This window comes from Arthrobacter sp. FW306-07-I, assembly GCF_021800405.1.
Lineage (GTDB): Bacteria > Actinomycetota > Actinomycetes > Actinomycetales > Micrococcaceae > Arthrobacter.
Map to the genome: position 1 here is coordinate 2,882,748 of NZ_CP084550.1, position 23,687 is coordinate 2,906,434.

23 protein-coding genes are annotated in these 23,687 nt (G+C 66.7%); 11 read left to right on the top strand and 12 right to left on the bottom strand.

Annotated features, from left to right (window positions below; genetic code table 11):
* Positions 1 to 61: 61 nt before the first annotated feature.
* Positions 62 to 736 (bottom strand): MtrAB system response regulator MtrA, encoded by a 675-nt coding sequence (gene mtrA / locus LFT46_RS13300; RefSeq protein ID WP_018768515.1) that lies wholly within the window; start codon positions 734 to 736, stop codon positions 62 to 64.
* A gap of 766 nt (positions 737 to 1,502) precedes the next feature.
* On the opposite strand from mtrA, the gene LFT46_RS13305 reads away from it, so the two are divergent.
* The 6 genes from LFT46_RS13305 to LFT46_RS13330 are packed head-to-tail and all read left to right on the top strand — an operon-like array spanning position 1,503 to position 7,447.
* The gene (locus LFT46_RS13305; RefSeq protein WP_236820089.1) at positions 1,503 to 2,522 is read left to right on the top strand and encodes a DUF7847 domain-containing protein; all 1,020 of its coding nucleotides are present in this window, start codon (positions 1,503 to 1,505) and stop codon (positions 2,520 to 2,522) included.
* Entirely contained in the window at positions 2,512 to 3,150 is a 639-nt protein-coding gene (locus LFT46_RS13310) for a DUF4129 domain-containing protein (protein ID WP_236820099.1), read from the top strand. The genes LFT46_RS13305 and LFT46_RS13310 overlap by 11 nt, the downstream gene beginning before the upstream one ends.
* Positions 3,147 to 4,373, top strand: coding sequence for a DUF4350 domain-containing protein (locus tag LFT46_RS13315; RefSeq protein WP_236820101.1), 1,227 nt, complete (start codon positions 3,147 to 3,149; stop codon positions 4,371 to 4,373). The genes LFT46_RS13310 and LFT46_RS13315 overlap by 4 nt, the downstream gene beginning before the upstream one ends.
* Before the next feature lie 35 nt (positions 4,374 to 4,408).
* The gene (locus LFT46_RS13320) at positions 4,409 to 5,383 is read left to right on the top strand and encodes an AAA family ATPase (protein WP_236822043.1); all 975 of its coding nucleotides are present in this window, start codon (positions 4,409 to 4,411) and stop codon (positions 5,381 to 5,383) included.
* Positions 5,383 to 6,675: a DUF58 domain-containing protein gene (locus tag LFT46_RS13325; RefSeq protein WP_236820103.1), complete on the top strand. Its 1,293-nt coding sequence runs from the start codon at positions 5,383 to 5,385 to the stop codon at positions 6,673 to 6,675. Before LFT46_RS13320 ends, LFT46_RS13325 begins: the two co-directional genes overlap by 1 nt.
* A gap of 58 nt (positions 6,676 to 6,733) precedes the next feature.
* Positions 6,734 to 7,447 (top strand): DUF4166 domain-containing protein, encoded by a 714-nt coding sequence (locus LFT46_RS13330; protein ID WP_236798924.1) that lies wholly within the window; start codon positions 6,734 to 6,736, stop codon positions 7,445 to 7,447.
* Positions 7,448 to 7,450: 3 nt separating this feature from the next.
* Here the strand turns inward: LFT46_RS13330 and LFT46_RS13335 are convergent, their stop codons facing one another.
* From LFT46_RS13335 to LFT46_RS13375, 9 genes are all read right to left on the bottom strand, one after another.
* Positions 7,451 to 8,533, bottom strand: coding sequence for a hypothetical protein (locus LFT46_RS13335; RefSeq protein WP_442863647.1), 1,083 nt, complete (start codon positions 8,531 to 8,533; stop codon positions 7,451 to 7,453).
* Positions 8,530 to 8,937 carry a chorismate mutase gene (locus LFT46_RS13340; RefSeq protein ID WP_236798925.1) on the bottom strand — a complete coding sequence of 136 codons (408 nt, stop codon included), beginning with the start codon at positions 8,935 to 8,937 and terminating at the stop codon, positions 8,530 to 8,532. The genes LFT46_RS13335 and LFT46_RS13340 overlap by 4 nt, the downstream gene beginning before the upstream one ends.
* Before the next feature lie 98 nt (positions 8,938 to 9,035).
* A complete protein-coding gene (locus LFT46_RS13345; RefSeq protein WP_236798926.1) occupies positions 9,036 to 10,745 on the bottom strand; it encodes an ABC transporter ATP-binding protein in 1,710 nt (569 codons plus the stop codon).
* Positions 10,742 to 11,785 carry an ABC transporter permease gene (locus LFT46_RS13350; protein WP_236798927.1) on the bottom strand — a complete coding sequence of 348 codons (1,044 nt, stop codon included), beginning with the start codon at positions 11,783 to 11,785 and terminating at the stop codon, positions 10,742 to 10,744. The genes LFT46_RS13345 and LFT46_RS13350 overlap by 4 nt, the downstream gene beginning before the upstream one ends.
* A gap of 1 nt (position 11,786) precedes the next feature.
* On the bottom strand, positions 11,787 to 12,878 hold the full coding sequence (locus tag LFT46_RS13355; RefSeq protein WP_236798928.1) for an ABC transporter permease: 1,092 nt from the start codon (positions 12,876 to 12,878) through the stop codon (positions 11,787 to 11,789).
* Between the two features lie 127 nt (positions 12,879 to 13,005).
* Positions 13,006 to 14,646, bottom strand: coding sequence for an ABC transporter substrate-binding protein (locus tag LFT46_RS13360; protein ID WP_236820112.1), 1,641 nt, complete (start codon positions 14,644 to 14,646; stop codon positions 13,006 to 13,008).
* A 269-nt stretch (positions 14,647 to 14,915) separates the two neighbouring features.
* Entirely contained in the window at positions 14,916 to 16,049 is a 1,134-nt protein-coding gene (gene mnmA / locus LFT46_RS13365) for a tRNA 2-thiouridine(34) synthase MnmA (RefSeq protein ID WP_236798930.1), read from the bottom strand.
* Positions 16,050 to 16,174: 125 nt separating this feature from the next.
* A complete protein-coding gene (locus LFT46_RS13370) occupies positions 16,175 to 17,404 on the bottom strand; it encodes a cysteine desulfurase family protein (RefSeq protein ID WP_236798931.1) in 1,230 nt (409 codons plus the stop codon).
* A gap of 44 nt (positions 17,405 to 17,448) precedes the next feature.
* A complete protein-coding gene (locus tag LFT46_RS13375) occupies positions 17,449 to 18,114 on the bottom strand; it encodes a helix-turn-helix transcriptional regulator (RefSeq protein ID WP_236798932.1) in 666 nt (221 codons plus the stop codon).
* Positions 18,115 to 18,203: 89 nt separating this feature from the next.
* On the opposite strand from LFT46_RS13375, the gene LFT46_RS13380 reads away from it, so the two are divergent.
* Positions 18,204 to 18,626, top strand: a complete 423-nt coding sequence (locus tag LFT46_RS13380; protein ID WP_236820114.1) for a hypothetical protein — start codon at positions 18,204 to 18,206, stop codon at positions 18,624 to 18,626.
* A gap of 126 nt (positions 18,627 to 18,752) precedes the next feature.
* On the opposite strand, the gene LFT46_RS13385 is transcribed toward LFT46_RS13380, so the two are convergent.
* Positions 18,753 to 19,325, bottom strand: a complete 573-nt coding sequence (locus LFT46_RS13385) for a hypothetical protein (protein ID WP_336885525.1) — start codon at positions 19,323 to 19,325, stop codon at positions 18,753 to 18,755.
* A 375-nt stretch (positions 19,326 to 19,700) separates the two neighbouring features.
* On the opposite strand from LFT46_RS13385, the gene LFT46_RS13390 reads away from it, so the two are divergent.
* From LFT46_RS13390 to LFT46_RS13405, 4 genes are all read left to right on the top strand, one after another.
* Positions 19,701 to 20,642: a J domain-containing protein gene (locus LFT46_RS13390; protein WP_236798935.1), complete on the top strand. Its 942-nt coding sequence runs from the start codon at positions 19,701 to 19,703 to the stop codon at positions 20,640 to 20,642.
* 22 nt (positions 20,643 to 20,664) lie between these two features.
* Positions 20,665 to 21,132 carry a tRNA (cytidine(34)-2'-O)-methyltransferase gene (locus LFT46_RS13395; RefSeq protein ID WP_236798936.1) on the top strand — a complete coding sequence of 156 codons (468 nt, stop codon included), beginning with the start codon at positions 20,665 to 20,667 and terminating at the stop codon, positions 21,130 to 21,132.
* Positions 21,133 to 21,337: 205 nt separating this feature from the next.
* The gene (locus tag LFT46_RS13400; RefSeq protein WP_142133266.1) at positions 21,338 to 21,946 is read left to right on the top strand and encodes a sigma-70 family RNA polymerase sigma factor; all 609 of its coding nucleotides are present in this window, start codon (positions 21,338 to 21,340) and stop codon (positions 21,944 to 21,946) included.
* Between the two features lie 10 nt (positions 21,947 to 21,956).
* Positions 21,957 to 22,835 carry an anti-sigma factor gene (locus LFT46_RS13405; RefSeq protein WP_236802897.1) on the top strand — a complete coding sequence of 293 codons (879 nt, stop codon included), beginning with the start codon at positions 21,957 to 21,959 and terminating at the stop codon, positions 22,833 to 22,835.
* A 70-nt stretch (positions 22,836 to 22,905) separates the two neighbouring features.
* On the opposite strand, the gene LFT46_RS13410 is transcribed toward LFT46_RS13405, so the two are convergent.
* The gene (locus tag LFT46_RS13410; protein WP_236820117.1) at positions 22,906 to 23,685 is read right to left on the bottom strand and encodes a PIG-L deacetylase family protein; all 780 of its coding nucleotides are present in this window, start codon (positions 23,683 to 23,685) and stop codon (positions 22,906 to 22,908) included.
* Between the last annotated feature and the right edge of the window lie 2 nt (positions 23,686 to 23,687).

The following is a 23,687-nucleotide window of genomic DNA, read 5'->3' on the forward strand; positions in this document are numbered from 1 at the left end:
GCCGGCAACGACAGAGTGCGGGGTTGTGCGCTGGTCCGGTTCCCCGTCCCGCGCGGAGGGGTCAGACCCCTGCTTTGTAGCCGACACCACGCACCGTCAATACAACTTCCGGGGCTTCCGGGTCCTGCTCGATCTTGGACCGCAGTCGCTGGACATGGACGTTGACCAGCCTGGTGTCTGCAGCATGGCGGTATCCCCAAACCTGCTCCAGCAGCAGCTCCCGGGTGAAGACCTGCCAGGGTTTACGGGCCAGCGCCACCAGGAGGTCGAATTCCAGCGGGGTCAGGGAGATCCGCTCATTGCCCCTGCTGACGGTGTGGCCGGCAACATCGATGGTGATGTCCGCGATGCGCAGTGTCTCGGGCGCCTTCTGGTCCCCGGGGCGAAGGCGGGCCCGCACGCGCGCCACCAACTCGGCGGGCTTGAAGGGTTTGGGCACGTAGTCATCAGCACCGGACTCGAGTCCGCGGACGACGTCGGAGGTATCCGACTTGGCGGTCAGCATGACGATGGGCACGTCCGACTCGCCGCGGATTTGCCGGCAGACCTCGATGCCGTCCATGCCGGGAAGCATGAGGTCGAGCAGGACCAGGTCCGGCCGCGATGACCGGAAGACGTCCAGCGCCTGGGCTCCGTCCGCGCAAAAGACCGGCTCGAAGCCGTCATTACGGAGGACAATTCCAATCATCTCGGCCAGCGCTTCGTCATCGTCTACCACCAGAATGCGTGCCTTCATAGCTATATATTCCCTTATCGAAATGGGTTTGTCCTGTTGAGCGGCTTCCGGCATGGCGGGAGTACTAGGCCGTCCGACGCCGGAACTATAGTCTTGGGGTCATGTCCCGCGCTGCCGGTGCGCACCTTCCGGCGGCTGGTACAGGGCGGGCAGACTGGTATTGGGGGAGGAATCAGTGTCACCACAGGAGTCGGGGCCCGGGGAACCCAGGCAGGAGCGGCCGCGGGATGCACCGGACGGCAGCACGCCCGTGTCGGCAGGCATGCCCGGCCCGGAGACGCCAGGACCCGACGCGCCCAGGCCCGCAACGCCCAAACCAGGCGCGGGTGCATGGAACCAGCCGTGGGCGCCGCCCGGGCACCAACCCCACGAAGGCCAGCAATCACAGTCCGGGCAGCAGTCCCCTTGGGAGAAGCAGCAGCCATGGCAGCAACGGCCTCAAACACAGCCGTGGCAGCAGACGCCCGGCCAGCAACCGTCCGCGAATAACCCGTACGCCGGCGGCCCATACCCCGGCGCCTCCCCCTCTGGAAGCCAGGCATACGGCGGACAATCCAATGGCGGACAGGCCAGCGGCGGGCAGCCGCCTAATGGTTCCCCTTACAACGGGTCCCAGTACAACGGCTCTGCCTATCCCGCTGCGCCTTATGGGGCATCACCTTATGGAGCAACCCCGTATGGGGCGTCACCATACGGGGCCTCACCCGGCGGTCAGCCGCGCTACGTAGCCCCGCCGAAGCCGGGGATCATTCCGTTGCGGCCCCTGATGTTCGGGGAAGTTCTGGACGGATCGTTCCAAGCCATCAGGCGCAATGCCAAGGCAATGCTCGGGGCCGGTTTGCTGGCGCAGTCATTGTCGGCCATCCTCGCTGCGGTAGTCACAGCGCTCCTTGCCACTTCGTCGGGCTCCGTCGAGGCCTGGGCCGAAACGGCCAGCAGCGCCGAACTCACCTCCCTTGGGATCGGTATGATGGCCGGCTTTGCCCTCCTGTCCATCTTGTCGGTGTTCATTTCCGCCATCCTCCAAGGCGCCATGGTGGTGCCTGTGGCGCGTTCCATCCTGAACCGGCCCACCGGCTTCCGGCGCATGCTGTCGCTGGCGCGGCCAAGGTTCGGCGCACTGGCCGGGCTGGCGGCGCTGATGGTGGCGGCGGTTCTGGCCACCATGGCGCTCTTTGTCGCCATCATTGTTTTCCTGTTCTCCAACGTCCGGGGCGCGGCCGTGCTGCTGGTATTCCCCCTCATGCTGGCTTTTGGCGTCGCGGTTGCGTGGGTGGCGGTCAAGGTCATGGTGGCGCCTGCCGCCGTCGTCATCGAAGAGGTTGGAGCCTTTGCCGGAATCCGTCGTTCCTGGGAATTAACCCGGGCTAACTGGTGGCGGATCCTGGGCATCACCTTGGTGGTGGCGGTCCTGGTGGGGGTAATCACCCAGGTGGTCCTGATTCCGGTAAGCCTCCTGCCCACGTTCGTGTCCGGTGTGGTCTCGCCGCACGGCGGCAGCGGGCAGGACGCCACAATGGGCGTTGTCATGGGTGTGGTCACCGCGGTGATCGGTGCCCTGGTGGGCGCGGTGGCTTACGCCTACCAGACATCCGTGATGGCGCTGCTCTATATGGACCTGCGGATGCGCAAGGACGGCCTGGACATCGCGCTGCTGCGCCAGCTGGAGACCGGTGCTGATCCTGACGGCGTCCCGGGCAGGGGGACGCAGGCAGGCAGGAGCACGCCGTACCCCGGGTATGGGACGGCGCCAGGGTCACCAGGGGCATGGCCGTATGGCCGCTGAGCCTCCGGTGCTCCCGGATTCGGCGGAGGCACGGCGCTGGGCGGCAGAGGAGCTGGCCAAACCGGAATACCGGGACGCCGCCCCATCCTGGGTGGACACCCTCTGGCGGAACTTCCTCGACTGGTTGCAGTCCCTGGACGGCTCCTCCGGGGACTCAACAGCTGTGCCCAGCCCGGTCATCGCCCTCGTCATTGCGGCCATCATCGCAGCTGCCATCATCCTCGCGCGCCCCCGGCTGAACGCCCGCGCCCGGAAGGCCAAGGACGTCTTCGAACGGGAAGCGGCCATGTCAGCGATCGACTACCGGAACCGCGCAGAAGCCGCAGCCGCGGCCGGAAAGTGGGGGGACGCCGTCGTCGACCGCTTCCGTGCCGTGGTCCGCAGCGCTGAAGACCGCACCATCCTGGACCCGCAGCCGGGCCGTACCGCCGATGAAGCGGCGCGGGCACTGTCCGTGTCCTTCAACGCTGAGTCCGGGCGATTGCTGCGGGCGGCGGCCGTCTTTGACGGCATTCGGTATGGGAACAGGTATGCAGGCAGCGCCGACTACCAGGAGATGGTGGGCCTGGACTCCGACTTGGATGCCACGAAGCCGGTTCCATCCGGCAGCGCGGTACGGCTGGCATGAGCGGCTCCGCTACTGATACCAGGCATCCGGGTCCTGCCGCTGGCCGCGAGGACATCCCGGAAGCCGTGTCCGCGCCACCGACCTCCCACGCAGGGAGGTTCCTCGCCTGGCTCCGGCAGCACCGGGGACTTACGGCAGCGGGTGTTGTGGTGGCCGCCGCGTTGGCGCTGGTGATCGGCACGCAACTCGCTCCCAAGGGCGACACGATTCCCCTCTCCGTCCACAATGCCGGGCCGGACGGGGCCAGGGCGTTGGGCGAGATTCTGGGCCGGCACGGAGTCTCCGTCCACACGCCCGCACGTTTCGACGCAGCCTTGGATGACCTGCGCTCCGGCTCCTCCCCCACGCTCCTGCTCTATGACAGGAACGGCATCCTGGGTGAGCCGCAGCTGGCCGCACTTATGTCGGCCGCTGACAAAGTGGTGGTGGTTTCGCCCAGGCTGGAAACCCTCACCGCCCTTGACAGCGGGATCCGCCAGGCCGGTGTGGTTCCCGATGGCTTCCCGGTCCTAAACCCGGGCTGCGACCAGCCGGATGCGGAGGCAGCGGGACAGGTCACGGGCCAGGGCGGCTTCGTCTACGACGGCGGGACGGCCTGCTACCGGGCAGCCGGAACCGCCGGGATGTTCGCCGTCAGCAACGACGGACGCCTGGCCGTGCTGGGCAACCGGGCGGTGCTGGGCAACGACAAGCTGGATGAACTGGGCAACGCCGCGTTGGCAGTCCGGATGCTGGGCGCATCGCCGGACCTGGTCTGGTACCTGCCCTCGCTGGAGGACGTCGCAGTGACCGGATCCGGGAAGACACTGGATGACCTTGCACCGGACTGGGCCCGTTTCCTGGGCCCCTGGCTGCTCCTGGTGGCATCGGCCGCCGTCCTGTGGCGGGGGCGCCGCCACGGCCCGCTGGTGTTCGAGCCGCTGCCGGTGGTGGTCAAGGCTGTTGAGACTGCGGAAGGGCGTGCCCGGCTTTACCAGGACTCCCGCTCCGTCGGCCAGGCCCGGGACAACCTGCGGGCAGGGCTGCTGGTGCGGCTTTCCGGAAAGCTCCGCCTCGGCCCAGGTGCCACAGCCGAGGACACCATAGCCGCGGTGGCCAGGTACCTCGGCACGGACGCCACCGGCATCCGCGAACTGATAAACGAACGCCCGGCAACCGAAGCCCGGCTGGTGGCCTGGTCACAGTCGCTGGACAAACTCGAGAAAGAGGTCATGACCCGATGAGCGAACAGAGCAGTGGCCCGGCAACCCTTAATGCCATGGACTCAGGCAGCTACATGGACGACGACGGCGCACGGCAGGCACTGCTTGCTGTCCGGCAGGAGGTGGCAAAGGCAGTGGTGGGACAGGACGCCACGGTCACCGGCCTCCTGATTGCCCTGCTTTCGCAGGGGCATGTGCTGCTGGAGGGCGTGCCCGGGGTTGCCAAGACCCTGCTGGTCCGCGCGCTCTCCTCCGCCTTGAGCCTGGACACCAAACGGGTGCAGTTCACCCCCGACCTCATGCCCGGCGATGTCACAGGCTCCCTGGTTTATGACTCCCACACCTCCGAATTCAGCTTCCGGGAGGGTCCCGTCTTCACCAACCTGCTGTTGGCTGATGAGATCAACCGCACGCCGCCAAAGACCCAGGCGTCACTCCTCGAAGCCATGGAAGAACGGCAGGTATCGGTGGACGGCACCTCCCGGCGGCTTCCGGCGCCTTTTTTGGTGGCGGCCACCCAGAATCCGGTGGAGTACGAGGGCACCTACGCCCTGCCGGAGGCCCAGCTGGACAGGTTCCTGCTCAAGCTCACCATGCCGCTGCCCGAACGCGGGGACGAAATCGAAGTCATCCGCCGCCATGCCGCCGGTTTCGATCCCCGGGACCTGGTGGCGGCCGGGGTCCGGGCGGTGGCCGGCGCGGAGGACCTGGAACGGGCGCGGGAGGCAGTGGCGCGCGTGGCGGTGGAACCGGAAATCATTGGCTACATCGTTGACCTTGTGCGGGCAACCCGGGCCGCCCCTTCATTCCAGCTGGGAGTGTCACCGCGCGGTGCCACTGCACTCCTCAACACGTCACGGTCCTGGGCATGGCTCTCGGGGCGTCCCTTTGTCACCCCGGACGACGTCAAGGCGCTGGCCCTCCCGTGCCTGCGGCACCGCGTGGCGCTGCAGCCCGAAGCCCAGATGGACGGCGTCCGCGTGGACGACGTCCTGGGCAGCATCCTGGCGTCCGTCCCCGTTCCCCGCTGATGGCCATCTCGGGGCGCTTCGTTGCGCTGGTGCTGCTTGGCCTGGTGCCGGTGCTGCTGTCCCCCGGGTGGCTGACCGTACTTGCCACCGCCGCCGTGCTCGTGGCCCTGTTGGTTGCGGACCTGGTCTTCGCGGCATCCCTCCGCCGGATCAATGTGGTGCGTGCGGATCCGGAGAACGTGACGCTTAACAAGTCGGTGGACGCCATCCTCACGGTGCGCAACGGCGGTGCCCGCCCGCTCCGCGGCTCGCTGCGGGATGGCTGGCAACCCTCCGCCGGGGCGCAGAACCCGGTCCAGGCCATCGACGTACCGGCCGGGGAAGGAAGGCGGTACCAGGTCAAGCTCCATCCTGTCCGGCGTGGCGACCTGGCAGCGCCGCACGTGACGATTCGCTCGTTCGGGCCCCTGCGCCTGGCCGCCCGCCAGCGCACCATCGATTGCCCCGGCTCAGTGCGGGTATTGCCGCCCTTTCATTCCAGGCGGCACCTGCCCTCCAAGCTGCGGAAGCTGCGCGAACTCGACGGAAAGGCCGCCGTCCAGATCCGCGGCGCCGGCACGGAGTTCGACTCCCTGCGCGACTACGTCCGCGGTGATGACGTGCGCTCCATCGACTGGCGCGCCACGGCCAGGCGCTCCGCGGTGGTGGTCCGGACGTGGCGCCCGGAACGGGACCGACGGGTGGTGGTGGTCCTCGATACGTCCCGCACGTCCGCGGCCAGGATCGGTGACGAAACGCGCCTGGACACCGGGATCGAAGCGGCGCTCCTCCTGGGTGTCCTGGCTGAACGGGGCGGAGACCGGGTGGACTTCGTGGCGTTTGACCGCAGGACGCGGGCGCGGGCCGGCTCGGCCGGGCAGGGCACCATCCTGGGCCGGCTGGTCCAGGCAATGGCACCCCTTGAAGCGGAACTGATTGAGATGGACTGGCCTGCCGTCCCGGCGCAGGTCCGTGCCGTATCCGCGCACCGGTCGCTCGTGGTGCTGCTGACGTCGCTGGACAGCGGGGCTCCGGAGGAAGGCCTGCTGCCGGTGGCCGAGCGGCTGGCAAGCCAGCACGTCGTGGTGGTGGCAGCCGTCCGCGACCCCCAGCTGGGCGCCATGCTCAGGGAACGCCACGATGCCACCGGAGTCTTCCGTGCTGCTGCGGCTGAACGCGCGCTCCTGCAGCGTGCGGCGGTGACTGCCGAGCTGCGGCGCTATGGAGCGGAGGTGGTGGACGCCGAGCCCCACGAACTGCCGCCCCGGCTTGCGGACATGTACATCCGGCTTAAGGCTGCCGGTAGATTGTGAACCCGGAGACAGTCAGCCCCGAACAGCAAGACGGCATAGGCAACAGGAGGTCCATTTGATGAGCGTCCCCATTTACCGGCAGGTCCTGGGCAGGGAGTTCTCCCGGTTGCAGCCCGAGCTGCAGGAGTATTTCTCGCTGGCACCGGGGTCCGGGCACTACGGCGTGGGGGAAGGAACGTTCGACGTCGTTGGGTGCCGCCAGCGGTGGCTGCGCCCCTTGCTGCGGCTCACCGGGGGCGAAGAAGCCTTCTTTCCCGAGTACGGTGAAAACATTCCGTTCCGGATCGAGAACCACGCGCACCAGGATCCGTTCGGCCGCTCCAGCCTCACCGCCCGCCGGGAGATACGGTTCCCGGAACGGACCCGGCTTTTCCAGGACACCACGAGCGCCATCACCCGGGCCGGCGCCACCCGGCTGGTGGACTACGTGGGACGGTACCGGCGCCTGGTGACGGATCTGAACCTCAGCGTCACCCTGGACGGCAGGCTGCGCGGAGTATCAGAAGCTTCCCGGCTTTTCCTGGGTGCCCTCCGGGTACCCCTTCCGGCAGCCCTGGACGCCAAGGCCTATGCCGAACAATGGTGGGACCCGGCGGAGGGCAGCAACGGGCGGCACCGCATCCAGGTCAAGGTCATCCAGCCCCAGATCGGTCTGGTCCTGGTGTACGCCGGTACCTTCGACTACCGGCTGCGCCCCTACACCGGCGGCAGTTCCGCGCAAAGCTACCTGCCCCGCTATGCGCAGCCGGATCGCTGGGAAAACAGGGTCTGACGCCTACCCCAGTACCAGCTGGTTGAGGCCGTCAGCCACCTGGGTAAGCCTGCCGAGCACCGCGGTGGCCTGTGAGGGTGTGAGATTGGCCAGTCCTGCCGAGGGCGTCACCCTGGTGGCGGCAAGCAGCGACGCCGGAAGGCCCAGCTGGCGCCAGGGACGCCATACGGACTCGATGCAGTCGGCAACCTTGGGCATTGGGCCGCCCGAGACCTCCAGGGCGCCTGCCCAGAACTGTTTTCCGGCCTCCACCGCTCCGGCCACCTGCTCCCACTGGCGGTTGGTCAACGCCTTCAACGGCAGTGCAACACCGTCGGCGCCTGCGGCCAGGACCAGTTCGATCGGTGCCTCGATCTCCGGAAACGACACCACCATGTCCGCGGCACCGGCTTCGCGCAGGGCATCCAGGACCAGCCGCCAGGACTCCCGCGCTTCCGATGCCGGTACCGCGCGCAGGGTGCGGTAGCCGCTGGCGGTGGGTATGGTTCCGGCCAGCACTGAGGCGATGGCGGGCTCGTCCACCTGTACCACCAAACGGGCGCCGGGAACGGCCGCTGCCACCCGCGTGAGGTAACTGCCCACTCCTGCTGCGAGGGAAGCGGCCAGGTCCCGCCGCGCGCCGTAGTCCAGCAGCGCGCGCTCACCGTTGTGCAGGTGCAGGCCTGCCGCAAGGCTGAGCGGGCCTACCAACTGAACCTTGAACTCTGCAGGGGAAACGTCCTCCGCGCCCGCCACGTCGGCGAGCACGTTCAGGTCGGTGGAGAGCGCCGACGCGGCACGCCGCATGTCCTTGCCGGGCCGGTCCACAAGCCGCCACCCGTGCGGCTGCACGTCCACCGCCAGCTCCTCAAGGAGGGACGCGGTACGGCCCAGGGCGTCGGAACCCACCCCGCGGTCCGGAAGCTCGGCAAGGAACGGCAGGTGTGGGCTGCCGAGCTCGCCGCGGATAATCCGGGTGGCTTCGAGCGGGTCTTCGCCTGGCCACGGACCCAGCGCCGTGGCCGTTACTTCCGGGGCTTCGAATGAAGTGTCCGCAGCGTTGGCCGGACGCGGGGCGGAGCCCCGTTGGTACTGTTCCCGGCTCACGCCAGTGCGGAGGTCTGGGACTGTTGTCCGGATGACGCCTGGTGGTCCTCGGCGATGGCCTCGTGGTGGCGGATTACCTCGCCGATGATGAAGTTGAGGAACTTCTCGGCGAACGCCGGGTCAAGGTGGGCGTCCTCGGCCAGGCGGCGCAGGCGTGCGATCTGGGCGGCTTCCCGTCCCGGATCACCGGCGGGCAGGCGGTGGGTTGCCTTGAGGAACCCCACTTTCTGGGTGGCCTTGAAGCGTTCAGCCAGGAGGTACACCAGGGTGGCATCAATGTTGTCAATGCTGGAACGGATGGACAGCAGTTCAGCCATCACCGAATCGTCCACTTGACCTGCCAGGGAACTGGCGGAGGGGTCGAAATCATCGGAGCCAGGAGGGATGGGGTTGTGCTGCGTCATGGCTCCAGTCTATGGGAGCGGACGGAGTCACCGCGGGTGTGAAGCGCCGGTGCCGGCACACTGCCGGCACCGGAGCTTTACGGTAACGACTTTCCGGGTCAGATGCCCAGGAGCGCCCGGTGCTCCTCCCTGCGTTTCGCCTGTTCGGCCGGATCAGGCACCGGCAGGGAGGCAATCAGCCGCCGCGTGTAGTCATGCTGCGGGTTACCCATGACCTGGCTGCCGATCCCCTGCTCCACCAGCTTGCCCTTGTACAGGACGCCGACCCAGGAGGACAGGATGTCCACCACCGCAAGATCGTGGCTGATGAACAGGCAGCCGAAGCCAAATTCCTCCTGGATGTCCCGGAACAGCTCCAGGACCTTCGCCTGCACCGAAACGTCCAGGGCCGACGTCGGCTCATCCGCTATCAGCAACCGGGGGTTCAGGCTCAGGGCACGCGCCAGCGACGCCCGCTGCCGCTGGCCGCCGGACAGTTCGTGCGGGTACCGGCCCGCGTACGACGCCGGCAGCTGGACTGATTCAAGCAGCTCACCAACGCGCTTGCGCGCCTGGGCATCGCTTGGCCGGGTGTGGATAACCATGGGCTCGGCGATGCACTCTCCGATGGTCAACTGCGGGTTGAAGGAGGCAGCCGGGTCCTGGAACACGAAGCCAATATCCTTGCGCAGCGGCTTGAACGTGCGCTCGCGAAGGTTCAGCATCTCGTAGCCCAGCACCTTGAGGCTCCCGCCGGTAGTGCGGTTGAGCCCGGCAATAGCGCGGCCGATAGTGGTCTTGCCGGACCCCGACTCCCCCACCAAGCCAAACACCTCCCCCCTGGACAAGGTGAAACTGACACCATCCACGGCTTTGAAGGCAGGCGTCCCAAGCCGCCCCGGGTACTCGATCTCCAGCTTGTCGGCCGCCACCAGCACTTCCTCATCCTGGTGGCGGCGTTCGGTCAGGCCTGCCGACGCCGAGTTGCGGCCAAGGTGCGGCACCGCGGCAAGGAGGCTGCGCGTGTAGTCCTGCCTGGGTTCGGCGAACAGCGTCTTCGCAGGGGCTTCCTCCACGACGTCGCCCTGGTACATCACCACCACGCGGTCCGCCAGGTCTGCCACCACGCCCATGTTGTGCGTGATCAGCACGATCGAGGTGCCGTACTTGTCCCGCAGGTCCCGGAGGAGTTCCAGGATTTCGGCCTGGACGGTGACATCCAGGGCAGTGGTGGGTTCGTCGGCAACAATAAGGCCTGGATTCAGCGCCAGTGCCGCCGCGATCACGACCCGCTGCTTCTGCCCGCCGGAGAACTGGTGCGGGTAGTAGTTGACGCGGTGTTCGGGATCGGGGATGCCCACCTTGCCCAGGGCCTCGATGGCGCGGGCTTTGGCTTCCTTCGCCGACACCCGTCCCCCGCCGTTTGCTCCCGCATGGGCACGGATGCCTTCGGCGATCTGCCACCCCACCGTGAACACAGGGTTCAGGGCGGTGGACGGCTCCTGGAACACCATGGCCACGTCGCGGCCGCGGATCTGGCGCAGCCGACCCGGGCTGAGGCTGATGACGTTGGCGCCGTTGATCAGCACCGCACCCGAACTCACAGCCGTTTCCGGCAGCAGGCCAAGGATGGTCTTCGCCGTCACCGTCTTGCCGGACCCGGACTCGCCCACGATCGCCACCACCTCGCCGGCCCTGACCTCCAGGCTGACATCCTTGACGGCACGCACGTCACCGCCGTCCGTAGCGAAGGTGACTTTCAGGTGGTCGATATCCAGGACTGTTTTCCGGTCCTGCTGGTCTGACAGGTAACCGAGATTTTCGCTCACGGGTTGCTCAATTCTGTTTCGGGGCCGGACCCGCCGGGAGCGGCGGTTGCAGCGGGAGCGGCCGGCGTGGCACCAGCGCCCTTGCGGCCGCTGCGCTTACGGCCGCGGAGGCGCGGATCGTTGAGGTCGTTGATGCTTTCGCCCACCAGCGTCAGCCCAAGGACTGTCCAGACGATGGCCAGGCCGGGGAAAAGGCCCGTCCACCAGATGCCCGATGTGGTGTCCGCAAGCGCCTTGTTCAGGTCGAAGCCCCACTCGGCCGCAGAGCTTGGTTCAATGCCGAAGCCCAGGAAGCCGAGCCCGGCCAGGGTCAGGATGGCTTCGGAGGCGTTGAGGGTGAAGATCAGCGGCAGGGTGCGGGTGGCGTTGCGGTAGATGTGCCGGGTCATGATCCGGATGTTCGATGCACCCACCACCTTGGCCGACTCAACGAAAGGTTCTGCCTTCAGCCGGATGGTCTCTGCCCGGATCACCCTGAAGTACTGCGGGATGAACACCACCGTGATGGAGATGGCCGCCGCCAGGATCCCGCCAAACAGGCTGGACTGGCCGCCGCTGATGACGATGGCCATCACGATGGCCACCAGCAGTGACGGGAACGCGTAGATCGCGTCGGCCACCACTACGAGGACGCGGTCCAGCCAGCCGCCGATGTAGCCGCTCACCAGGCCGAGGATGACGCCGGCGAAGATGGAGAGGACCACGGCCACGATGATGACCAGCAGCGCTGTCTGGGTACCCCAGATGACGCGTGACAGGACGTCGTAGCCGCCCACGGTGGTGCCCAGGAGGTGTTTGCCGCCCGGGGCTTGCTGGGTGGGGAAACTGCCGTCGGCGTCGGACAGTTGCGCGAAGCCGTAGGGCGCCAGCAGCGGTGCGGCCAGCGCCGTGAGCAGGAAGATGCCGGTAAGGACCAGGCCCACCACCAGCATGAAGCGCTGCAGGCCGACGCTTTTGTTGTAGTGCGACACAACCGGCAGCCGGCCGATGAAGGATGCCCGCGGGTTGGCGACAGGTGCGAGAGTGGTTTCGGCGGTCATGTCAGTACCTCACGCGTGGGTCGATCAGCGCGGCGAGGATGTCCACGATGAAGTTGGTGACGGCGACGATGACGGCCAGCAGCACCACAATGCCCTGGACGGCCACGAAGTCGCGCGCCGTAAGGTAGTTGGCCAGCTGGAACCCGAGGCCCTTCCATTCGAAGGTGGTTTCGGTGAGCACGGCGCCGCCGAGCAGCACCGCGATCTGCAGGCCCATGACGGTGATGATGGGGATCAGCGCCGGCTTGTAGGCGTGCTTGGTGACCAGCCGGAACTCGCTGACGCCACGTGAGCGGCCGGCCTCGACGTAATCCTTGCCGAGGGTACCGATGACGTTGGTGCGGACCAGCCGCAGGAAGACACCTGCGGTCAGGAGGCCCAGTGCCAGCGCCGGAAGGACAGCATGGGACATGACGTCGCTGAAGGCCGCCATGTTCCCGCTGCGGAGGGCGTCCAGCCAGTAGATGCCGGTGGGAGCTTCCAGCGCGGTGAGGGACAGCTCGGTCCTGGTGTTGGCACGGCCGGCTACGGGAAGCCAGCCCAGCCACACCGAGAACACCAGCTTCAGCAGCATGCCGGCGAAGAAGACCGGGGTGGCGTAGAAGAGGATGGCCAGGATTCGGAGCACGGCGTCCGGCAGGTGGTCACGCCGTTGCGCGGCAACCATGCCGAGCGGGATTCCCACCAGCAGGGCGACGATGAGGGCGTTGATGGCCAGCTCCAGTGTGGCCGAGCCGTAGGTGGTCAGCATCTCGGTGACCTGGCGGTTGTCCGAAAGCGTCGTGCCGAAGTTTCCTGAGACCAGCTGGCCCAGGTATTCGAAGTACTGCACGAGCACGGGCCGGTCATAGCCGGCGGCATGGATACGTTCCTGCAACTGGTCCGGGGGCAGCCGGCCGCCCATGGCGGCCGTGATGGGATCCCCGGTGATCCGCATGAGGAAGAACACCATGGTGACCAGGATGAGGATGGTTGGGAAAATCAGCAGGAAGCGGACCAGGATGTACTGGCCCAGCCCTCCGCCTGCCTGCTTTTTCTTGGGCGGAAGGAGTGCGTCCGCGTCACTGGGTGGCGCTTCAATCAAAGTTGTCATCGGTACCTGGATTCGTGGTGACCGGGAGCCAGCATTCCCCTCGGTGCTGGCTGATGACCGGCAAAAGGCGGGACACCGTTTCGGCGTCCCGCCTCTGGCCTGTCAGAGCCCGATGGGGGTGGAGTGCTTACTTGGAAAGGACGCCAAGACGGGTCTTGAAGGAAGGATCAAGGGTCTTCTCGACGCCCTTGACATCCTTCCCGGCCACCAGCAGCTGCGAGCCCTGGAGAAGCGGCAGGGTGGAAAGGTCCTTGGCCACAGCTGTCTGGACGTCGCCGATCAGCTTCTGCCGCTCGGTCTTGTCCGGGGTGGTGAGCTGCTTCTGCACCAGGTCCGTGACGGTCGGGTTCTCGTAGTGGTTCTTCAGGAAGTTGCCGGGGATGAAGAACGGCGTGAGGTAGTTATCCGCATCGGAGTAGTCCGGGAACCACCCCAGCTGGTACACGGGGTAGGCGTCAGCAGTGCGTGCCTTGGAGTAGGTCACCCATTCGGTGGACTGCAGGTCCACGGTGAACAGCCCTGACTTCTCCAGCTGCTCCTTGACCATGGCGTACTCGTCACCGGAGGACTTGCCGTAGTGGTCCGGGTTGTACTGCAGCTTGATGTTGACCGGACCGGTGATGCCGGCGTCGGACAGGGCCTTCTTGGCCTTGTCCACGCTCGGCTTGCCGCTGCCGTCGCCGTACATCTCCTTCATCGGCTGGGTTGCGCCGGGCAGGCCGTCAGGGACAACCGAGTACGCCGGGACGTAGGTGCCCTTGTAGACCTGGTCCGAAATGGCCTGGCGGTCCACGATGTCGGCCATGGCCTGCCGCACCGCGAGGGCCTTGGCAGGGTTGGCTTCCGGCGTCTTGGCGCCGAAGGGCATGGTGTCGAAGTTGAAGACGATGTACCGCAGTTCGCCACCGGGGCCCTTGTAGACCTTGACCTTGGAGTCCTTGTCCAGGTCCGCGGCATCGGTTGCGGTCAGGCTGCGGCCGGCAACGTCGATGTTTCCGCCCTGCACGTCCAGCTTGAGGTTGTTGGAATCGGCGTAGTACTTGATGACGGCACTGTCATTGGCCGGCTTGCCCAACAGCCCGTTGTAGTCCGGGTTGCTCTTGAGGCTGACCAGTTCGTTCTTCTTGTAGGAATCGATGGTGTACGGGCCCGCGAAGGGCTTGCCGGCAACGATGTCTTCGTCGCTCATGACTTTGTCGGCCGGGAACACTTCCTCATCGACGATGGGGCCCGTGTTGGTGCCCAGGACGCTGGGGAACACCTGGTCGTTGGCCTGCTTGAGAGTAAAGACGACGGTGGTGTCGTCCTTCGCCTCAACCGACTTGAGGTTGGACAACAGGGACGCCGGACCGTTGGGGTCGTCGATCTTCACCACGCGGTCGTAGGAGAATTTCACGTCCGAGGCGGTCAGGGCATGGCCGTTGGCGAACTTCAGGTTCGGTTTCAGCTTCACGGTGAACTCGGTGGGTGCCGTGAAGGAGGCGGACTCCGCGACATCGGGGCTGACCTCGGCAGAGCCGGGCTTGGAGTTCATCAGGAAGGGGTAGACCTGGTTCATCACCAGGAAGGATCCTGCGTCGTAGGAGCCGGCGGGGTCGAGGGTGACGACTTTGTCGGTCGTTCCGAAAGTGATGGCACCGCCACCGGCGCTGCCGCCGCTGGACGTTCCACCGCCGCCGCCCGATGGCCCGGTGCAGGCTGTCAGGGCCAGGGCGGAGATGCCTGCCAGCGCGATGGCGCGGTGCAGGCCGGTTGTGCTCTTGATCATCTGTGAACTTTCTGTCCGATGAGTACGCGCACGCCGGAGACACGGGCAATGTTGGCCCCTGCCCCGGCGAGCAGTGCTGATCCCTAGATTCAATCAGAGAGTCAGTCCTCAATACGGCCAATTCCGTGACTTGAAACACAAAATTTATCTCATTGGTACTGCTGCCCACTGGCCGGACAGATTCTGCTGGCGCCGGGCGGCATCAAAGTTCCGGGGACAGCAAAGCACTGCCCCGGCAATACCCGGGACAGTGCCTTGGATCAAACAGGCTAGAGGGGGGCCCGCTGGAGCGAACGCGCCGCGTCGATGGTTGCCTGGCCCAGCACCCTGGTGCCCTGGTAAAGGACCACGGTCTGGCCGGGCGCCACTCCGCGCAGCGGGGTGGTCAGTCGGACCACCAGCTGGCCTCGGCCATTACCGTCGGCGGCGGGCTCCATCCAGGCAGTGGCCGGAACCGGGTCCCCATGTGCCCGGACCTGCGCGTAGCAGTCGAATTCGGCTCCGGTTTCCACCTCGTTGATGGGAAGTCCTGCCCAGGAAACCTTGATGCCGCGGATCTCATCAATGGCCAGCAGGGCCTCGGGTCCCACCACCACCTTGTTCTCCTTGGGCCTGATTTCCAGGACAAAGCGCGGCTTTCCGTCGGCAGCAGGCGTGCCGAGCTTGAGTCCCCGCCGCTGGCCCACGGTGAAGGCGTTCGCCCCGGGATGTTCCCCTACCTTGGCGCCGGTCTCATCCACGATGTCACCGCTGGCCATGTCGATTTTTTCGGCGAGCCAGCCCGCAGTATCGCCGTCGGGGATGAAGCAGATGTCATGGCTGTCCGGCTTGTTGGCGACGGAGAGGCCGCGCCGCTCCGCCTCGGCCCGCACCTCGGCCTTCGACGGGGTGTCCGCCAGCGGAAACATCGAGTGCTTGAGCTGTTCGTGGGTGAGCACGCCAAGGACGTAGCTCTGGTCCTTGGCCCAGTCGGCAGCGCGGTGCAGTTCCCGGTTGCCGTCGGCGTCCTCGATGACCTTGGCGTAGTGGCCGGTACAAACGGCGTCGAAGCCCAGGGCGATGGCCTTCTCCAGCAGGGCGGCGAACTTGATGCGTTCGTTGCAGCGCATGCAGGGGTTGGGCGTTCTGCCGGCCGCGTATTCGTCGATGAAGTCCTGGACGACGTCTTCCTTGAAGCGCTCGGAAAAATCCCACACGTAGTAGGGAATGCCGAGGACGTCGCAGGCACGCCATGCGTCGCGGGAGTCCTCGATGGTGCAGCATCCACGGCTGCCCGTGCGCAAGGTTCCGGGCATGCGCGAAAGGGCCAGGTGGACACCGACGACGTCGTGCCCGGCTTCCACCGCGCGGGCGGCGGCAACAGCGGAGTCAACTCCGCCGCTCATGGCTGCTAGTACTCGCATGCTGGCTTTCTGTTGGGGGATGCTTGTTTTCCGGGGCCGTGCTGGTTGCACCGGCGGCGGAAACGATGTTCGCCTATCCATTCTACGGCGGCAGGCAAATCGGCCGGACAGGTCAGGCCTGAGGGTCAGGCGCCGCCCAGCACCTGCCGCGCCACGGTACCCGCGGTCTGGATCGAGGACTCATGCCCGGCCATGCCCGCCTGGCGCGCCCGTGCGTACGCCTCGGGGAGTGCAGCAAGAAGGGCATCGACGTCCGCCTCGGTGGACGCGTGCCCCAGGCTGAACCGCTGGGCTCCACGCGCCGTTTCCTCGTCCAGCCCCATGGCCAGCAGCACGTGGGACGGCCGGGGCACGCCCGCGGTGCAGGCCGAACCGGTTGACGATTCGATGCCCGCCAGGTCAAGGAGGAACAGCAGCGAGTCCCCTTCGCAGCCGGGGAACGTGAAATGGGCGTTGCCAGGAAGCCGGCCGTCGCCGGGCGCGCCGCGAAGGACCGCTTCCGGTACCCGTTCGCGGACGCCGTCGATCAGACTGTCCCGAAGGGCAGCAATGCGGGCCGACTCCGTGGGAAGCGCAGCGGCGGCCGCTTCCGCAGCTGCGGCGAAGGCAGCAATGGAAGCGGTGTCCAGCGTGCCGGAGCGGACGTCGCGCTCTTGCCCCCCACCATGCTGCACTGGTGTCAGCTTCACCGCCCGCCCCAGCAGAAGTGCCCCCACCCCGACGGGACCACCAATTTTGTGCCCGGAGATGGACATGGCATCCAGGCCGGAGTCCTTGAAGTGCACCGGCACCGAACCGAATGCCTGGACGGCATCGGAATGCATTGGGACGCCGGCGCCATGGGCAAGTTCAACGATCTGCGGGATCGGCTGAATGGTGCCCACCTCGTTGTTGGCCCACATGACGGTCACCAGCGCCACACTCCCTGGATCGCGCGAAAGCTCGGTTTGGAGCACGTCGAGGTCCAGAACTCCTTCGCCGTCGACGGGCAGCCAGGTCACCTCCGCACCTTCGTGGCGCTCCAGCCATTCCACAGTGTCGAGAACCGCGTGATGTTCGACGGCGGAACAGAGGATGCGCCGCCGCTTGGGGTCTTCTGCCACCCGGGACCAGTACATACCCTTGACGGCGAGGTTGTCCGACTCGGTTCCTCCCGAGGTAAAGATCACCTCCGAGGGGTGGGCTCCCGCCGCTGCGGCGATGGCCTCCCGCGCATCTTCCACGGCACGGCGGGCACGCCGGCCGGACCCGTGCAGCGATGAGGGGTTACCGGTCCGCGCGAGTTCCCGGGTCAAGGCGGCGAGCGCAGCGCCCGAAAGCGGCGTGGTGGCGGCATGGTCGAGGTAGGCGGGCATCCTCCAATTCTATCCCTGCAGGCCCCAATTCCCGGCGGTTGCGGTCAGCCCGCACCCTGGATCCGTGCGCAGCAGTGACCGGGTCCGGTGGCCTCGGCAACACGGTCCTCGGGGCTGCCGCAGCCAACCGCCGCCCCCCGCAGGAAGGCGCCGTTCATATCGCAGACCACTGTGGCGTGGGCCCGGGAAAGCCGATGGAAGGGGCAGTTGGGCAGCAGGTAGCCGCCGTCACCGTCAGGCTGCGGCTGGTAGCCCGCCTCCGCCAGGAACTCCTCCAACCCACCGGCTAATTCTGCGAGCTCCCGCCCCTTCCGGAACGCAATTGCGCGCAGGGACTCCCCCACCGGCCCACCGTCGGCCTGCGAGGTTTCGATGGCAGCGGCCATCAGTTCCCCGGCAAGGTCATAGTTCCGGTCCGGCACGGAGGCTCCCACTTCGCCAGCCATCGGCCGGTACATCTTGGCCGGACGCCCCGAGCCCGGCCCCACCCTGCCCGCGGGCTTGTGGAACTCCACGGCCAGCAGCCCGTCCTGGACCAGCCTGTCGAGGTGGAAGGAAACGGTGCTCCGTGCCATGCCCGAAGCCTCGGCCACCTCGTCGCGTCCCACGGGCCGGATCGATGCCGCAACCAGCTCGAACAGCTGCAGCCTCTTCGCATCCGTGAGTGAGGCGACGGCTGCGATCCTGTCGGCCCAGGGAAGTCGGTACATGATGCCTCCCAAATCCAAAGTCAAGATCTCTTGATTATAGACCATCAGCTTTCTAAAATTACATTATCTACTTTTAGAAGGAGTACACCATGAAGTCAGCATCGGCAGTGCGCGCCCAGCATGTATACACCACCATGCCGGCAGCCCGGCAGGCCTTCCTGCTTCTGCGCACTGTCTTTACCGTCGCACCCATCCTTTTCGGCCTGGACAAGTTCACGAACATCCTTACGCAGTGGACCGTGTACCTGGCGCCCCAAGCCACTGCGGTGGTGCCGCTGCCACCCCAGACCTTCATGTATGTGGTTGGGGTCGTGGAGATCATCGCCGGCGTCGTAGTGGCGGTGCGTCCGAAACTTGGCTCGTTGCTGGTGGCCGCCTGGCTGGTCGGGATCATCATCAACCTGCTGCTGCTGGGAAGCTTCTACGACGTGGCCCTGCGCGACTTCGGGCTCCTGGTGGGCGCCCTGGCCCTCAACCGGCTGTCAACGGGGACCACCGCGGCCGCTGCGTAGCCCTTTCCTGTCCGCGGAAGCGGGCGCTCTGTGCAAAGTATCCGCCGGCAGCTGTGCCCTCCAGCCGCCGGCGGCCTTGCGCCAACTGGTCGACGCGCCAACTGGCCCAGCGGCCAACCGGCCGGCTCAAGCAGTGGGAGGAAGCAGCGGCAGGTAGCGGCGGACCTCGTTGCGCGCTGACGCCAGTGCTGCCGGATTGGGGCAGGACACCGTTATATAGGCCGACGAATCCGCCGTGCCAAAAACCCTCGCCAGAACCACAGTGGACCTGCCGCCCGGAGCCGGCTGCTCCAGCGCCAGCACTTCCACGTTCCTGCCGGGCGCATCCGGGGCACCGCCCCACTGCAGTGTTTCCGTCTTCAGGTACGAAGGCTGGATGGTGCCGTCCAGGTACTGGAAAAGAGCAACGGTGGATTCCCTGTCCCCGCCTTGCGCCAAGGGGGCCTGTCCTGTACTGACCCGTGCCGCCACAACACAGCCATCCGTCTTTGCGTATTGGCTGGCACCGGCCACGTTTTCCTTTTCGAGCTTCCAGCCGGGCGCGCCTTTCAGCTCATCAGAGATGCCTACCGGAACTCCGGGCGCCAGGGTCCCACCGGCGGAGAAGGGCAGGTCGCGCGCCGCCACTGCAGCGGCATCGTGTCCCGGGGTGATGGTGGGAGTGGCCAGCACCGGAGTGTTCGGAGTTGCGGCCGGCACGGAAGGATCCGGAACGCCTACGCTGCATCCGCCCAGAAGCACAGCGCCCAGGCATGCAAAGGCAAGCGGCACTCCCGTGCGCCGCGTCCTGCCGGGCCACCCAGCCGTCGTCGGCATTTCCATTTCCACCCCTGCCTGTTTCCTTCCGGCTGTTGTTCTTCAATTTGACCGCCGGCCCGGGTCACCGCGCACATGGTTTTCCTGTGTCACCGTTCAGCCGCGCAGGCACGAGTCTAGACTCCGGTGCCCCGGGAACCCGCAAGCACCCGGCGTTCGTTGTCACGGTGAGGCCGCCACAAGCGCTGGCTAGACTGGGCGGGCAGCCGCTTCCCTGACGAAAAACAGGAAGCCGCGCATGATGAAAAGGAAGAATGCTTGACCGAGAGCAGCAGCTCCCACTACCAGGTCCTGCGCGTGGCCGTCACCGCCACCGAGAAGGAGATCAAGGTGGCCTACCGTCGCGCTGCGAGGATTGCCCATCCAGACCACGGTGGTGACGCCGCAACCTTCCGGCGCGTGACTGCTGCCTACGAGACCCTGATCGATCCGCAGCGGCGGAAAGCCTACGACCGGTCCTATGGCGCCGGATCAGTCCAGGGCGTTGCGCCCGACGACGGCGCCCACTTTGATGCCCCGGCCGCCGGAAGCAGGGCGTCGGCCACTGTCCGGAGGCCGGACAACGGCAGGAACACCGCAGGCGACCCGCCGATCTACGTGCCGCCGTACGAGGGAAGCGGTGCTCCGCTCATCCCCCTGGCCCATGCGAGCCAGCAGGTTCACGGGATGCCGCGGAAACGCGGCATCTTCGGCGCTGAGGCCCGCATCCAGCGCGAGATGCGCACCGTCCAACTGCTGACCCGGCAGGTGCTGCCGGCAATTCCCGCCGCCAGGCTCATCAACGGCCTGCAATCCCCGGCGGACAACAGCCACATCGATCATGCGGTCCTGTCCGGCTACCGGCTGGCCCTGGTCAATTCCATGCTCCTGCCCAAGGGCGCCTACGCCTGGGACGGCAGGACCCTCAACCATGGCGGCCGCTCCGTGGCGCCTCCGCAGCTGGCCCGGGTGGTGTGGGCCATGCAGGAGATCTTCCCGGAGCTCAACGTCACCGGATGGACCGTGGTGCATGGCCCGGACGGAAACCTCCACGAACCCGTAATCGACCACCACAGGCGGCCGTCCGGAGCCTTGGAGACTGTCCACATCGTCAACGCGGCGGGCATGGTGCGGGGCCTTAAGGAGTTCCTGGCCTCCGGGCCCGCCCCCAACACTGTGAACGTCCCGGTCCTGGCCAGGCTGCTGCGCGGCATGCACTGACGGCGGTAGCTAGGATGGAAAGGTGTTCCGCATCCTTTTCCATGAACCAGAGATTCCCGGCAATACCGGCAACGCCATCCGCCTCGCCGCCATCACCGGCGCCGAACTGCACCTTGTGGAACCCCTTGGCTTCGACTTTTCCGACGCCAAGCTGCGCCGGGCCGGGCTGGACTACCACGACCTCGCCGTCGTGACCGTCCACAAAACCATCGAGGACGCCTGGCAGCACCTCCAGCCCGAGCGCGTTTACGCCTTCACCTCTGACGGCACCACCAGCTATACAGACATTGCCTACGCTCCGGGGGACGTCCTGTTGTTTGGCCGCGAATCCGTCGGACTGCCGCCCGAACTGAAGAAGGATGCGCATGTGACTGCCACGGTGCGGCTGCCCATGTTGCCGGCCCTGCGTTCCCTTAACCTTGCCAACGCCGCCTCCATCGCGGTCTACGAGGCCTGGCGCCAGCAGGGATTCGCGGGGGCCACGCTTTAGGATCCCCTGCTCCGCCCCACGGAAAATCTTCATCCGTTGTCCCATCCGCGCCCTGCCCTGCGCCGAATAGCTCCTGTAAGCATTCGAGCGGACCAGGACCGAGGAGCGGCAGGTGACACTACTGGAGGCACCATCCAGGCCGGACAGCCGCAACCGGCACGGCACTGCTGAGGATTCCCCGCCCGGAGACTTATGCTTGGACGTAATGGAAACTCCCAACGCGCCCAATTCCGAAGGCTCGGCCGCGGTGACTGACCCACCTGCTGACCTCAGTCAACGCCTCTCGGTCCTGCTGGCGGGCATCGCCCGAGGGGACCAGGCGTCGTTTGCTGAGTTTTACCAGCTCACGTCCCGGCGGGTCTTCGGCATGGCGCGCCGTGTTCTGATCGATCCCGAACTCAGCGAGGACACCACGCAGGAAGTCTTCCTGCAGGTCTGGCAGAACGCCGCGAAGTTCGATCCGCAGGCAGGCAGCCCGCTCTCCTGGCTGATGACCATCTCGCACCGGCGGGCCGTGGACAAGGTGCGCTCGTCGCAGTCCTCCACTGACAGGGAAGCCAAGTACGGTGCCAGCACCCAGGACATCGACCATGACACCGTTTCCGATGAAGTGGGCAGCCGCCTGGAAGCGGAGGCGGTGGTCCGCTGCCTCGGCACGCTGACTGAAACACAGCAGGAATCCGTCCGCCTGGCCTACTACGGCGGCCTTACTTACCGTGAGGTGGCAGAGCGGCTGAATGCGGCAGTGCCCACTATCAAGTCCCGCATCCGCGACGGACTGATCCGATTGAAGACCTGTTTGGGGGTGAGTTGAGATGAGCGGAATGGATGAAGGCCGCAACAGCCGGTCAAGGTCCTTCGGGGACACGGTGGCGATGGACCTTGCCGCAGGCCGCGCCGTGGACCTCGCCGAACTCTACGCTCTTGACGCGGTCACGGAGCAGGAACGCGATGCCATCGACCAGTACATCTCGACCGCCCCGGAGCCGGAGCGGCTGGCCTTCCTTGCGCGCGTCCGGCAGTCCCGGGAGGCGCTGGCCCGCACTTTCCGGGTAGAGGAGGAACCGCCGTCGGACCTGTTTAAGCGGATCGTCGCCCAACTTCCTGCCCAATTCCCCAGCCAGGGTGGACCGGGCGCCGGCGACGCACCGGCACCGGCCGGAAGCACGCCACCGGCCCATCCGATGGGGACTCCAGGCGGGTCCGGCCCACAGGATGAGCTGGCGCAGGCCCGCAAGCGCCGCGAGGAGCGCCGAGGCACATCCGGCACCCGACGCTGGCTGGTGGGCGTGGCAGCAGCAGCGGCCATCGCCCTGGGCGGTGTGGGCGTGGGTGCCTACATGGCTGACCAGAACGATCCCGTCAACCAGGTGGCCAGGGCCGGCGACCTGCGCGAGGCGTCGGTGAACGTGGCCGGCGGCGGCAAGGCAACCCTGCTGATTTCAGCTTCCGAGGACGCGGCCGTGGTGAAGATGAGCGGCGTGCCCGCTCCCCCTGCCGGCAAGGTCTACCAGATGTGGCTGATCCCCAAGGACGGTTCGGCGCCGGTGTCGCAGGGGCTGATGGATGAGCAGGCCCTCTCCAAGCCTGCCGTCGTCCAGGGCATCCACACGGCTGCCTCGCTGGGCATCACCGTTGAGCCGGCCGGTGGATCCAAGGCCCCCACGCTGCCCACGGTGGCGGCGGCTCCGCTGGGAGCCTGAGGTCCCCGGTCCCGGCGACAGGAAAACGCCCCCGGTTCCTTGATCAAGGAACCGGGGGCGTTTCACCGTCCTAGAAACCCGCGATGGTGCCAGGTCCGTTAACGGCCACCACGTGGAAGGCCTCCGCGCTGCGCCCTTCGGGCAACCCTGCCCTGCCGGCATTGAGCTGCATCCCCCGGCGGACGGTGGTTTCCATCGCCGCGACGTCAGGATGCTGGCTGACATGGACGTGGATCGCGGCCAGCTTGGCTTCCACCTGGTCCGTGACGTCCACAAAGTGGTTTTCCCGTTCCTCGGGTCCCGCGTACAGCCACAGCCACGGCAGCTTGTAGGCCTCGAGCCCGGCGTCGGCCAATTCAGGGTAGGCGAAGGGGTTTTCGAGTGCCGGATACACGGCCCGTGTCACCGACTCCCCCACGGCCAGATGATCCGGGTGGCTCTTTTGGATGCGCTGCCAGTTCCGTTCCGGATGCATGGCAAGGACGACGTCGGGACGGACCTGGCGGATCAGCCGCACCACTTCCTTCATCACCTCGTGCGACGGCTCAAGGTAGCCGTCCCGCTGGTGAAGGTAGTGAATGTCGGTGACACCGACCAGCTTCGCGGCCCGGCGCTGTTCGGCGTCGCGCATGGCGATGATGTCCGCACGGTTGGCGGGGTCGAAGCCGCCCGCATCGCCGTCGGTCATGATGCAATAGCTGACCTGCACGCCGGCCGCCGTCCAGGCGGCGACGGTTCCGGCCGCGCCAAAGTCGATGTCGTCAGGATGGGCCGCAAAACAGAGCACCCGCCCAACCCGGTGCGTATCCGGGTTGAACGGGCTCCCTGCCTGCCCAGTGGAGGCAGTCAACG